11 protein-coding genes are annotated in these 12,354 nt (G+C 60.5%); 6 read left to right on the top strand and 5 right to left on the bottom strand.

Features of this window, described 5'->3' with window-relative positions:
* Window positions 1-14 precede the first annotated feature (14 nt).
* From ACYSMN_RS03835 to ACYSMN_RS03825, 3 genes are all read left to right on the top strand, one after another.
* The gene (locus ACYSMN_RS03835) at window positions 15-899 is read left to right on the top strand and encodes a DUF4249 domain-containing protein (protein ID WP_488922517.1); all 885 of its coding nucleotides are present in this window, start codon (window positions 15-17) and stop codon (window positions 897-899) included.
* A gap of 83 nt (window positions 900-982) precedes the next feature.
* On the top strand, window positions 983-2,038 hold the full coding sequence (locus tag ACYSMN_RS03830; RefSeq protein ID WP_488922516.1) for a sensor histidine kinase: 1,056 nt from the start codon (window positions 983-985) through the stop codon (window positions 2,036-2,038).
* On the top strand, window positions 2,035-2,796 hold the full coding sequence (locus ACYSMN_RS03825) for a LytR/AlgR family response regulator transcription factor (RefSeq protein WP_488922515.1): 762 nt from the start codon (window positions 2,035-2,037) through the stop codon (window positions 2,794-2,796). Before ACYSMN_RS03830 ends, ACYSMN_RS03825 begins: the two co-directional genes overlap by 4 nt.
* 166 nt (window positions 2,797-2,962) lie before the next feature.
* Here ACYSMN_RS03825 and ACYSMN_RS03820 read toward each other — a convergent pair whose 3' ends face one another.
* Entirely contained in the window at window positions 2,963-3,454 is a 492-nt protein-coding gene (locus tag ACYSMN_RS03820; protein WP_488922514.1) for a hypothetical protein, read from the bottom strand.
* 290 nt (window positions 3,455-3,744) lie between these two features.
* Between ACYSMN_RS03820 and ACYSMN_RS03815 the strand changes: the two genes are divergently transcribed.
* Both ACYSMN_RS03815 and ACYSMN_RS03810 read left to right on the top strand, forming a co-directional pair.
* Window positions 3,745-4,038 carry a transposase gene (locus tag ACYSMN_RS03815; RefSeq protein ID WP_488922513.1) on the top strand — a complete coding sequence of 98 codons (294 nt, stop codon included), beginning with the start codon at window positions 3,745-3,747 and terminating at the stop codon, window positions 4,036-4,038.
* A 23-nt stretch (window positions 4,039-4,061) separates the two neighbouring features.
* On the top strand, window positions 4,062-4,937 hold the full coding sequence (locus tag ACYSMN_RS03810) for an IS3 family transposase (protein ID WP_488922512.1): 876 nt from the start codon (window positions 4,062-4,064) through the stop codon (window positions 4,935-4,937).
* A 160-nt stretch (window positions 4,938-5,097) separates the two neighbouring features.
* Here the strand turns inward: ACYSMN_RS03810 and ACYSMN_RS03805 are convergent, their stop codons facing one another.
* The 4 genes from ACYSMN_RS03805 to ACYSMN_RS03790 all read right to left on the bottom strand — a co-directional run bounded on the left by ACYSMN_RS03805 (window position 5,098) and on the right by ACYSMN_RS03790 (window position 10,582).
* On the bottom strand, window positions 5,098-6,732 hold the full coding sequence (locus ACYSMN_RS03805) for a DHA2 family efflux MFS transporter permease subunit (RefSeq protein ID WP_488922511.1): 1,635 nt from the start codon (window positions 6,730-6,732) through the stop codon (window positions 5,098-5,100).
* An 18-nt stretch (window positions 6,733-6,750) separates the two neighbouring features.
* A complete protein-coding gene (locus tag ACYSMN_RS03800) occupies window positions 6,751-7,350 on the bottom strand; it encodes a hypothetical protein (RefSeq protein WP_488922510.1) in 600 nt (199 codons plus the stop codon).
* Between the two features lie 137 nt (window positions 7,351-7,487).
* Window positions 7,488-8,798, bottom strand: a complete 1,311-nt coding sequence (locus ACYSMN_RS03795; protein ID WP_488922509.1) for an HlyD family secretion protein — start codon at window positions 8,796-8,798, stop codon at window positions 7,488-7,490.
* A 26-nt stretch (window positions 8,799-8,824) separates the two neighbouring features.
* Window positions 8,825-10,582, bottom strand: coding sequence for a TolC family protein (locus ACYSMN_RS03790; protein WP_488922508.1), 1,758 nt, complete (start codon window positions 10,580-10,582; stop codon window positions 8,825-8,827).
* Window positions 10,583-11,310: 728 nt separating this feature from the next.
* On the opposite strand from ACYSMN_RS03790, the gene ACYSMN_RS03785 reads away from it, so the two are divergent.
* A complete protein-coding gene (locus ACYSMN_RS03785) occupies window positions 11,311-12,318 on the top strand; it encodes an SDR family oxidoreductase (RefSeq protein WP_488922507.1) in 1,008 nt (335 codons plus the stop codon).
* Window positions 12,319-12,354 lie beyond the last annotated feature (36 nt).

Raw genomic sequence — 12,354 nt, 5'->3', positions numbered from 1 at the left:
CCTTTCTCTTTACCATGAAAGTCATCTTCCAACGCTTCGCACTACTAGGCTCCCGCTGCCGCGCTGGAGCGATGCTTGCCCTGTTGCTGCCGGCCACCGCTTGCGAGACGGTGGTGGATGTGGACGTGAAATCTACGACGCCTCGGTTGGTAGTCGAAGGCGGCATTGAGCACCGTCTGGGACCGGACGCGAACATTCAGCGCATCACGCTGACCACTACCACCCAATTTGTTGGCGCGGCGGCTTCGCCCCCGCCGGTAACCACGGCCACGGTCAGCGTCTCGGATGGCACGACGAATTTTACCTTCGTCCACGAAGGCAATGGTGTATATGTGCACCGTAGCCTGCCCGCGCAGGTGGATCGAACGTATACGTTGCGCATTAGCTACAACGACGAGACATACGAGGCGCAGGAAACGCTGCTAGCTGGCCCCCCGATTGAGCGGCTCTACTATGAGTTCGAGCCAGCCACTGGCGTTCAGCCCGCCGGCAACTACGTGAAAGTGGATACGCGCGACCCGGCCGGCGCGCGCAACTACTACCAGTGGAAGCTATACATCAACGGCGAGTTGCAGATGAACCCCGACCCCGGCAACTCCTTCGAGGTAATCGCGTCGGACGAGTTTTTCGATGGCCAAGCCCTAACCGGCCTGCGGCCCAACGGCGAAATTACCGTGCAGGCTGGGGACTTGGTACGGGTAGAGCAGTTGGCTATTTCCCGGCGTATGTACGATTACTTATTTGGCATATTTAACTTAACTTCCTCTACCCCCCTGTTCGGCGACCCGCCACCCGCTAACATTCAAGGCAATGTCCGCAACGTGAGCAACGCCCGCGCCGATGCACTAGGCTACTTTCGAGCCAGTGAGGTTTGGGAACAGGCACTAACGGTGCAATAATGGTTTTGATGAGTTTCCTGCGCCAGCGACAAAAACCCTCTTGACTGCCCACAGTTCCTCAAGCTTTAAAGGCTTCCCATGCTATGCTGCCCGTCAATTCTGCTACTGCCACCCGCTTCTCAACACCAGACAAGGTGCGCGTGCTTTTCTACCTGGTGCTGGCGCTCGTGTTGGCTTTGCTCATGGGCTTGGAGGACGTGCTTAACGACGCTGATTCGATACCAGACGCGTTTCGGGAGTTCCTCATTACGTTTGGCTGTCTATTTCTGGCTCTAGCCCTGGGCAATACCTTCGTGGCCGCCGTGCTGGCTCGGTCAGCAGCCGGCCGGGGCCGCTTGGCGAGAGAAGCGGTCTGGGTGGCGGCTTACAGTTTGGCCGTGACGGTGCCGTTCGGCTTTGTTACGTGGCTGGTCATCCGGGGCCAAGAGGCCAACGAGGGGCTGCTGGTGTTACTGGCCAAGACATCCGTTATTTCGCTGGTTGTGAACACTGCCATTTTCATCGTCGCCAAATACCTGCAACTGGTGCGGGAACGGGACGAACTGCGGTTATTTTCAGCACAACTTGAAAAAGAAAGCGTGGACTTACAGTATAAAGCCTTAAAAAATCAGGTCAACCCACACTTTCTTTTCAACAGCCTCAACGTCCTCTCGTCGCTTATCTACCAAGATGTAGCCCAGGCCGACGCTTACATCAAAGAGTTCGCGCGCATGTTCCGCTACGTGCTAGAAATGAACGACGAGCCGGTGGTGACCGTGCGGCAGGAGTTGACTTTTCTGAATTCCTACATTTTCATGCAGCAGATTCGGTTCGGCGCTAGCCTGCAAGTGGTTATTTACTTGTCGGAAGAAACGCTAAACGGGCTGATTCCGCCGCTGTCGTTGCAGCTATTGGCCGAAAACGCACTGAAGCACAACGTGGTGTCCAAGGCCGCCCCGCTTACCATTCACCTCACCAACGGCGACGCGCACCTAGTGATGACCAACAACTATCAGCCCCGCACTGATCGTAGCGCCTCGACGGGCCTGGGTTTGCGAAACTTGACCGAAAAATACCGACTGATTTCTGGCGCTGTGCCCGAATTTTACGTGGCCGATCAGCAATATGTGGCTAAACTTCCCTTGATTCCCACCGAATGAGTGTCCGCGCTGTCATTGTGGAAGACGAAGACCTGGCTGCCGACAAGCTGGAGCGGCTGCTAGCCAGCATCGACCCCGGCGTACACGTGGTGCAGCGCCTCGACTCGGTGGACGCGGCAGTGGCGTTTTTGAGCCGGCATGTAGTGGATTTGATTTTTCTCGACATTCACCTGGCCGACGGTTCGGGCTTCGAGATTTTCAAGCGCTGTCAGGTGGAGCACCCTGTCATCTTCACCACCGCCTACGACCGGTATGCCATCGAGGCCTTTAAGCAGCACAGTATTGACTACCTGCTCAAACCTCTCGACGAAGTGGAGCTGTCCACGGCGCTGCGCAAGTTCCGGAAGCACTATGCAACTCCTTCTTCCCCGCCCGATTACGAAGCCCTAGCTTACTTGGCTGAGAACGGCCAGCCCGCAGTCAGAAAACGGTTTATGGTGTACTCCGGCAGCCGGATGGTGTCCATCGAAACAGAGCACATCGCCTGCTTTTATTTCCTGAATAAGAACGTGTTTTTGCACACGCGCGACAACAAGCACTATGCCCTGACTTATACACTCGAAAAGTTAGAGCAATTGCTGCCAAGTGACCTATTTTTCCGGGTCAACCGCAAAGTCATCGTGAGTATCGGGGCCATCAAGGAAGCGCATACCTATTCCAAAACCCGGTTGAAGCTATTCCTTGAGCCCGCGCCAACCTTCGAGGTGTTGGTGCCGGTGGAGCGCCTTGTTCCATTCAAGAAGTGGTTTGGCATCTAAGGGTGTATGCATAGAGTTAGTCGCGGCTCGTATGCCTTAGCACGGAACGCCTAGGATACACGACATACATGACGGAAATGCAGGGGGTTCCAGTACATGCTGTCTTGCGCTAACGTGCTTGGACCGCGCCAGGCGCCAGCGGCGCTGGCCGGCCGGCACCTTCCAGTTAATTGTTGGGCAACGGCTGTTGCAAAGCCCACAAACCTAGTCCGGCTGTAGCCAGTGTGAGCAAATTGCGCAGTAGCTCCAGGTAGAAGCGGGTGGTGGAAAAACTAGTCAGCAGTTGGGCCACCTCTTTCTCAGTACCGGAACGAATAATCGTGTTGCGTGGAAAGAAGTACAACACTGTGATAAGCTGTGTGATTGCGTAGTTCAGCAACGCCGCTAGCAGCCAGTAACGGCGGCCGTAGGCCGCTGGCCAGAACGCTATCAGCGCCACTAGAGTGCTAAGTACCACTACTGGAGTAAGTATCTTGAAGAAATCGCCGGGATTACTGTGCACCCAATACTGCCGAATATGCGTCAGACTACCGGGAAATCCGCGCACCAAATTAGGCTCGTTTACCAACATGTCGAACAGGTTGCCTCCTAGCACAGCGGCACTGCTCACTATGCTCAGCATCAAGCAAACCTGACCTGTAAGGTCAGTGAGAGTCATATCCATCTCATATAAAAGAAACGAAGCTATTGCCAGTCTACGTGAAGCAGTAGGAAAAAGCAGGCTAGCTGTAGTGACAAGTGCAATTCGCGACTGTAGACTACAGCTAGCCTGCTTCGAAGAGCGAAGTTGGTACGGCTATCGAAATAGTATGGGCTTGCATAAACTTATGCCCATCATCGGTTACTTCGTCAGACAGGAAAATGTTACTGAAAAACCAACTAGCGGTATGAGGGGATGAGGTGGTCTAGTTGAGGCGGACAGAGTTCGGAAGTACTTTCCCCTTCATTATGGCAAGTACGTTGCAAATCAGCCCGCCGGTGAAACGCCGCAAATACGCCGCCGCATTCAAGGCCGAGACCCTGCGCCTAGCCCAGCAAAGCCGCTCTACCCGTGCGGCGGCCCAGCAGTTGGGCATCAGCGAGACGCTGCTCTACCGCTGGCAGCGGGCGCAAGCCGAGGCCGAGGCGGGCAGCGCGGCGCAGGCGCGAGACCCGGAGTGGTGGGCGTTGCGGGCTGAGAACCAGCGGCTGCAGCGCGAGCTGGCCGTTTTAAAAAAAGCCTTGGCCAGTTGCCTGCTATAGCGCAGGCTCAGCCGCGAGACCCCGTGAGCAGCTACCGCTTCATCGAGCACCACCGCCGCCAAGTGCCGGTGCGCCGCTTGTGCGCGCTGTTGCGGGTGTCGGCCAGCGCCTACTACGCCTGGCGCGGGCGCCGGGCACAACCCGCGCCGGCGTGGGAGCGGGCCGTGGTGCGGGCATTTCAGCGCCACGGGCGGCGCTACGGCACCCGCCGCTTGCGGGCCGAACTCCAGGCCGAAGGCCACCGGGTGGGCCGCGGGCGCATCCGGCGCGTGCTGCGGGCCCACGGGCTGCGCGCGCAACAGCCGCGCTCGTTCGTGCCCCGCACCACGGATTCGGCCCACGGCCGGCGCGTGGCGCCCAACCGCCTGCTGGGCCAGCCCCGCCCCGCCGCCCCGGACCAAGTCTGGGTCGGCGACATCACGTGCTTGCCCAAACAAGGGGGCAGCTGGCTCTATCTGGCCAGTTGGCAGGATGCCTGCTCGCGCAAGGTCGTGGGCTGGGACGTGCGCGAAACGATGCCCGAAGACCTGGTCAGCGAAGCCCTGCGCCGGGCCTTGGTGGTGCGCCGGCCCGCACCCGGGCTGATCGTGCACTCGGATCAGGGCAGCCAGTACACGGCCACGCGCTTCCGCGACCTGCTCACCCGGCACGGCGCCGAACCGAGCATGAGCCGGCGCGGCAACTGCTACGACAACGCCCTGACCGAGTCCTTTTGGAGCCGGCTCAAAACCGAACTACTCGACGGCGGCAGCTTTCCTGGCTTGGAGGAGGCCCGCCTCGAACTGAGCCACTACATTGCCTACTACAACGCCGAGCGACGCCACTCGGCCCTTGGCTACCAATCACCTAACCACTTCGAAACCCACCTCCAAACCACGTCCGAAAAGTGTCCAGCTTAGCTGGACCACCTCAATCGCGGAGTGGCGCTATGACCGTTGGCAGGATAGTACTGCAGTCGTAGCATAGCCAGCGGCGAGTTCAGGCGTCGGGCACTGGGCTCCTTTCAAGGCCGTGCGCTCAGCGTGGTAGCGGGCTTGCTCCACCGCTCGCGGCATTAACTTACCCGGCAGCGGCTGCGTCGTCGGCGCCGGGTTTGTTGGGGCGCATCAGGAACACGAGGGGCATGGCGACCAGGCAGGCAATAGCCAGCACGTAGAAGGCATCGACGTAGGCTAGCGCGTTGGCTTGCTGCTGCACCAGACCATACACGGCACCTTGGGCTCGCAAGGCAGCGGCCGTGAGGTCTTCGTCGAGGCCGGCGAGGGCGGCGGTGAGGTTCTGGATGGATTGCTCGTAGACCGGGTTGAAGGAATCGAGCGTATCGATGAGGCGGCTTTGGTGGAACTGCGCCCGGCGCGCCAACAGCGTCGTGACGGCCGCAATGCCGAAGCTGCCGCCCAACGACTGCGCCAGGTTGACGATGGTGGCGGCTTGGTTGGTTTTGTTTTTGGCCAAGCTCGCGTATGCTGCCACGTTGATGGGCACGAACAGAAATGCCAGCCCCATGCTTTGATATACCCGCGCCCAAGCCACACTGCGAAAATCGATGGTGGTGCTGAGGACGTTAGTGAAGTGGTAAAGGGAGGCCGCGCTGATTGCCAGCCCTAACAGCACCAGCCAGCGCGCCTGCACCTTGGCCGTGAGCAAACCTACCACCGGCATGAGCAACAATACGGCCACCCCACCGGGCGAAATAGCTAGGCCAGTTGTCACGGCCGGATAGCCGAGCAGGTTTTGCAGGAAAAGGGGCAACTGCGTAGAGCTGCCAAACAGCACAACTCCCACGGCAAACATCACCATGACTGAGGCCGCAAACGTTCGGTCTTTGAGCAGGCGCAGCTCCACGATGGGTTCGGCGTGGTGAAACTCCCAAATGACGCCCGCCACCAGCGCCACCACGGCTACCACCATGAAGGTTGTAATCATGCCCGAGCTGAACCACTCGTCTTGCTCGCCCCGACTCAGGGCAAATTGCAGGGCGGAAAGGCCCACGGCCAGCAAGCTCAGCCCGATATAATCGACGCGCAAGCCCCCGGCCCAGCGCGCAATACGCTCCTTCACCAGCGCCGGCGGGTCGTGCACCAGCACCGACACCAGAAAAGCCGTGATAACGGCCACCGGCACGTTTACGAAAAACACCCAGCTCCAACTGGCATTGTCCACGAGGTAGCCGCCCAGCGTGGGCCCGACAGTAGGCGCTACTACCGTGGCCACGCCATAAGCGGCAAACGCTAAACCGCGCTGCGACGACGGAAACGAGTCGGTGAGAATGGCCTGCGCCATCGGCGACAACATGCCGCCGCACAAGCCTTGCAGCACCCGCAGCGCCACCAGCATGTTGAGCGAGGGCGCCAGCCCGCACAGCAGCGACGAGGCCCCGTAGGCCAGCAAGCAAATCGAAAACAGCCGCGAACGGCCAACCACTGTAGCCAGGTAGCCGGCCACCGGCAGCACCACGGCTTTGGCCACGAGCTGGGCCGTCACCACCCAGGTTACCTCGTCTTGCCCCGCGCTCAGGTTGCCGCCAATCTGCGCCAGCGCCACCGACACGCTCGTATCGTCGAGCACTTCCATGAACGTGGCCAGCGCTACTGTAACGGCAATAAACCACTTCTTGCTGCCCTCGGTGCCGGGCGGTTTGTTGCTGGCTGGTTTCGCAGCGGCTTTTTTGGGGCTAGTTTTGACCTGGCTCATAAGCAGTTTGCGAAATTCCTAGCTGCCTTGAGTTGGCTGGGCGTGCAAGTGGGCGCGCAGACGCGTTACGGCTTCGCGGTAATGAGCCAGGAAATCGGCCAGCACTTCGTCGGCAGTGATGCTTTCGAGGGAGCGGGTGTCGTTCCAGCTCGCGAGCGGCTCAATGGTTTTGGTGCGCTCAGACTTCTTGTCGTCCTTTTTATCGTCTTTCTTCTCTTCGCCGCCCTCCTCGGATTCTTCTTCTGAATCCTCGTCTTTGGAGTCGTTGGCTTCTTGGTTTGCGTCGTCGGTTTCCTGTTTGGTAGGGGCATTGGGCTCCTCGAACCAGCAGTGCGCGTAGGGCACCACGGTTTCGATGCTCACTTCGGCCAGCACGGCGTACTGAAACTCCACTTCCCCGCCCGGCAACCGCACAATCAGGTAGAGCCGGTCGTTGTCGGTGCCCGTTTCGCACTCGCGGCCGTGGGAACGTAACGCCTCGGCGGCGGCTTCCAGGGCCGGCCCCACGGCGTTGGCGTAGAAAGTGGCCCGGCGGATGCCGTTTTGGTGGAATGCCTCGTCTTCTCGCTTGATGGTAGCGAAGAAATCGGCGAGGTCAGCGTGCCAGGAAGAAGTCATGAAGGGGAATTAGAATTGACGATTTAGCCTTTACAGACCGGCTGGTTTTTAGCCCACAGAGGGCGCAGAAGTTGGCGCGGAAGACGCAGAGGCAGACGACGTCTCAACCAAGCACTAGGCACCAAGCACTCCTCCTTCTATTCCCGGCGCGGCGAAACGGCAGTTGCTTGGCGTTGAGCGGCCTGGTTCTTCGTTTGGTTGTCTTCGGGTTGCACACTTATATCCACCTCCGGCACCACCGACATGCCGGGAGCCAGCAGGGGCAGGTTGGGCTGGTCTTCGAATTCTATTTTGACGGGGATGCGCTGCACCACTTTCACGTAGTTGCCGGTGGCGTTTTCGGTGGGAAGCAGGCTGAAACGGGATCCGGTGCCGCGTTGAAAACTTTGGATTCGGCCGCGGAGCTTTTGGTCCGGGAAGGCATCGACCTCAATTTCCACGGGCTGACCCACGCGCATCTTTTCGAGCTGGGTTTCCTTGAAGTTGGCCGTCACCCACAGGTTGCCTTGCGTGAGTACCAGCAATTGTTGCCCTACCGCCAGCGTCTGCCCCTGCTCCACCGCTTTGCGCGTGACGCGCCCGGTTTCGGGGGCGTAGATTTTGGTGTACGACAGTTGCAACTCGGCTTCGCGGGCCGCGGCTTGCGCTTCGGCTATTTGCGCCTCAGCCACCCCAATTTGCTGCTGGGCCTGCTTGTAATCGTTTTCGGATTGGGTGATGGCAGCCTTGGCTTGCCCAAGCTGCGCGCGCACCGATTCGGTGCGTTTGCGGGCGGCCGTAGCCTGGGCGGCGGAAGTGCGGGCGGCCGTTCGGGCCTGGGCGTAGCGCTGCTCAGATACGGCGTCGGTTTGGAGCAATTCGCGGTAGCGCCGTTCATCTTCGGCGTCGAGGTCGGCCTGGGCCTGGGCGGCGCGTTGCTCGGCCAAAGCTTGTTCCAGGCTGGCTTCGGCGGCCTGCCGCTGGGCTCGCTGCTGGTCGATTACGCTGCGGCGCGAGGTGGCGGCGCGGGCCGTAGCGGCTTGTTGAGCCTGGGCGCTGGCCACGGCGGCCTGGGCCCGCTCAAGACGCGTCTGGTAATCACTCGGGTCGATTTCGAGCAGCAAAGTGCCCGCCTTCACGAACTGATTGTCGGTTACGTACACGCGGCGCACCGTGCCCGCTGCCCGCGGACTAACCCGCACGGCATCACCCTCAATGAAAGCATTGTCCGTGGACTCATGGGCGCGGGCGTGCAGCCAGTAGCGAATTCCAAAAAATAGGGCCAGCAACACCAGCAGCACCGCGCCAACAATAAACCAGGTTCGGCGGTACACGGGCTTTTTGGTGGCCTCGTCGGGCGCATCTTTCGCCGGACTTTCTAGCTGGCGCTGCGGGGCGCGGGGCCGCTGGTCGGGTGCATCCAACGGGTCGGCGCGGCGGGCGGCGGGGTTATGGGTGGTGGTTGCCATTGCTGGTTGTTCTACTCCTGGATAGGTTACAAACGAAATGATTGGGCCGCGCCCGTAGCCGCAGCGAAGTTGAGGCGGGCCGTACCGTATTGCGCCAAGGCTTGCACGCGCAGGGCGCGGGCATTGGCGAGGCCCGCCTGGGCGCGCACCACTTCGAGGTTGTCGGCCACGCCGGCCCGGAAGCGTTGCGTAGCCAAGTCCAGCTCTCGCGTGGCTAATTCAAACTGTTCCTCGCTGGCGCGCACCTGCTCCACAGCCAGCCGCCAGCCCCGCAGTGCCTCCCGTACATCCTGTTCCACCTGCCCCTTGGCGTTGCCGAGCTGCCATTCCGCTTGCCGCTGCTGGCTCACCGCCGACGTGACCCGCCCCCGGGTGAAGCCGCCATCGAACACGGGCACGCTCAATCGTACCCCGTAGGCGCGGGTCATTCGGTCGTTTTTGAAGGGTGTGTTGGCTGATTGGCCGTAGTCGCCAAAAGCGTCGACGCTGGGCAGGCGCTCAGCGGTGCGGGCTCGGCGCTGCAACTCGGTTTGCTGCAAGGTTTGCTCCGCGATGCGCGCTTCGGGCCGGGCAACGATGGCGATTTGAATGGCTTCGGCCAGCGCAGGCGGAGTTTGGGAGCCAGTTCCTAGCGTATCAGTGAGGACGGTGGTACTGCCCTGCGGAAGCCCCACGGCCCGTTCAAAATCGAGGCGGGCTTGCTCGGCAGCGGCTTCGGCTTGCACCGCGCGCAGGCGCTCCTGGGCGGCGCGGGTTTCCGCTCTTACCAGATCTATGCCGTTGGCGATGCCGGCTTTGCGCTGTTTCAGGGCCAGTTCGCGCAGCGATTCGGCCAGTTGCAAATCGGCGCGGGCGGCGGCTACTTCCAACTGGCTGCGCTGGGCGGCCAGGTAGGTAAGGGCGACGTAGGTGGCTACCTGCTCGCGGGCCAGTTCCGTATTCAGCTCGGCCACTCGCACGCCCGCCTTGCTGCTTTTGTACTCGCGCAACGCGGCCAGATTGAGGATGCTTTGCGAGAAGTTCAAGCGAGCATCGAAGGTGTTGAAGGGCCCGACGAAAGAAGGAATAGGCGAGCCCCCACTGCCCATTGGTGAACCGCCGCCGTTGCCGCCCATCATCTCCTCCCCGCCTCCACCGCCCAGACCTTGCGCGGCCAGATTAAGCGTGCGGTTTTGCTGATACGCCGAGCCGCTGATATTGGGCAACAAAAAGGAACGCACTTGCTGAAGCGCGCCGCGCGCCTCTTCGGCGCGTTCGGTTGCCACCAAGGTGGCCAGGTTGTTTTCGAGGCCAATGCGCACGGCCTCCGGCAAGCTCAGCCGCTCCGGCGCGACGCTCAACACGCGCGCCGCCCCGGTTTGCGGCACTTGCACGTTAGACAGCGAGGCGCCACTCCCACCCACCGGCGCGCGCGGCGTTGTCGAGCCGCTAGGCTCACCGGGCTGGTCGGGGCTGCTGGGTGGCGGGGCACCGGGTGCTTGGCCGGCTGCGGCCGGTGCTCCACCGCTGGCGCCAGCTGGGGCACCCGATGAACCCGCGGCACCGCTGCCACCTGCGGGCGGGCCGCTTTGCTCCATGCGCTGCCGACGTTGCTGCTGCTCTTGTTGCTGTTGGCTGCCGCCCGCGGGTCCGCCGAACCCTTGCTGCTGCTGGCTGTTGCTGCCGCCGGACGCGCCGCCTTGTTGGCCGCCGCTGCTTGGATTGCTCTGCGCCACAACTGAGTTGGCCACAGCCAGCAACCCTAGTCCCAACAGGACCACCCGCCGCATTGTATATATCCGCATTTGTCTTGGTTTCGCCTTCCGCGCTGTATATTCTTGAACGGCTATAAAGCGCCGCTCCAACTACTACTTGCTACGTTGACGTACGACCAGCCACTTAAATAGTTGAATGATTCACTGCTGAGTACAAGAACGAACCGAGATATTCACGAGGGCAAATGCAGTTGCCCTCCTCGAACCAACAACGGCAGCGCTATAAAGAAAAAGCTGGCGGCTCTAACTGCTGCTTGCTGCTACGAGCAACATCAATCGGATGGTAAGCTATAGCCCCAGCGGGGCGACATATCGGTAGCAAGAACAAGCATAACGTTAGGTAGAGCCTCATGGAGGCGACACATAGCGAGGCAGGTATTGTCTTAATGGGCCCAGTGGCGGCACAACGGCTGCCGCCATGTCGTTTAGACTCCCTCAGCCGTAACTGGTACCAGCAAGATTGGCTCGTCCTAATACCCCTCAGAAGCAAGGAGCGCCCAGAACTCCCGTTTGTAGTAGTGTTTTCGAGAAGGAATTTTCACCCGTTGAAGCAAACTGGACAATCGAGTTACTACTGTTGAGAACGTTGTGTTAGAAGGGCGCGTAGACCTTTTTCCACTTCTCTTCTACTGGCTTTTCTACGACAAGCCAGAAGCAACTCATTGAGACGGTAAGTAGCTAACAGCGCGGCAATAGATGTGGCTATTCCCGACCCAAGAATACCAGTCCAATCAAAAACGACAAGAGCCATCCATACCATGAACGAGGAAAACAAACTCAGCCGGCGCCAGGTAGTTGGCGGCTTAAGCGCGGGCCTGGCCGCTGCCGCCATTGCGCCCATTTTGTCGGTGCAAGCAGCATCGAATGAGGCTGAATCCGCCCCGGAAAAGCTGCTGGACCCGAATACGAAATACCCCAAGCCGCCATTCAAAGGCCAGTCTCAACCCTGGCCGGGCCTGGCTGGCCAAATGGACCCCGTACCCGACCACGGCGAGAAGAGCTACAAAGGCTCGGGCCGTTTGAAAGGTCGTAAAGCCTTAATTACCGGCGCTGATTCGGGCATGGGCCGCGCCGCCGCCATTGCCTACGCGCGGGAAGGCGCCGATGTCGCGCTCAACTACCTGCCCGCTGAAGAGGCCGATGCCAAGGAAGTGGTAGCCCTCATCAAAGCCGCGGGCCAGAAAGCAGTTGCCATTCCGGGCGACCTTCGCGACGAAGCCTTCTGCCAACGGCTGGTAGCCGAGGCAGTGCGTGGCCTGGGCGGGTTGGATATCGTGGTGAGCAACGCGGCGCGGCAGCAGCAACGCCAGTCCATTCTAGACCTGACAACAGAGGACTTCGACGCGACGATGAAGACCAACATCTACGCGCCTTTCTGGATTATCAAAGCCGCTCTGCCGCATTTGCAGCCCGGCTCGACCATCATTGGCACCACTTCCGAACAAGCAACAGACCCCTCGGCTAATCTGTACGACTACGCCCAGACCAAAGCCGCTACCACCAGCTTCGTCCGGTCGTTGGCGAAGCAGCTGGCCCCCAAGGGAATTCGGGTAAATGGAGTGGCCCCCGGTCCCATCTGGACGCCATTGCAGGTAAGTGGTGGCGCCACGCAGGAAAAGCTGAAAAGCTTCGGCGGCGACACACCGATGGGTCGCCCTGGTCAGCCCGCGGAATTGGCATCAATCTACGTGCAGCTAGCCGCCAGCGACGCCAGCTATGCCACCGGCCAAATCTACGGAGCTACTGGTGGCGGCGGACAACCGTAAAGTTGAGCGGCAAGCTTTCCGTCCGACTGTGAATAC

This window comes from Hymenobacter sp. M1-2, assembly GCF_057808495.1.
Note: the sequence above shows the minus strand (reverse complement) of the source record. Positions and strands in the feature narration are given on the sequence as shown.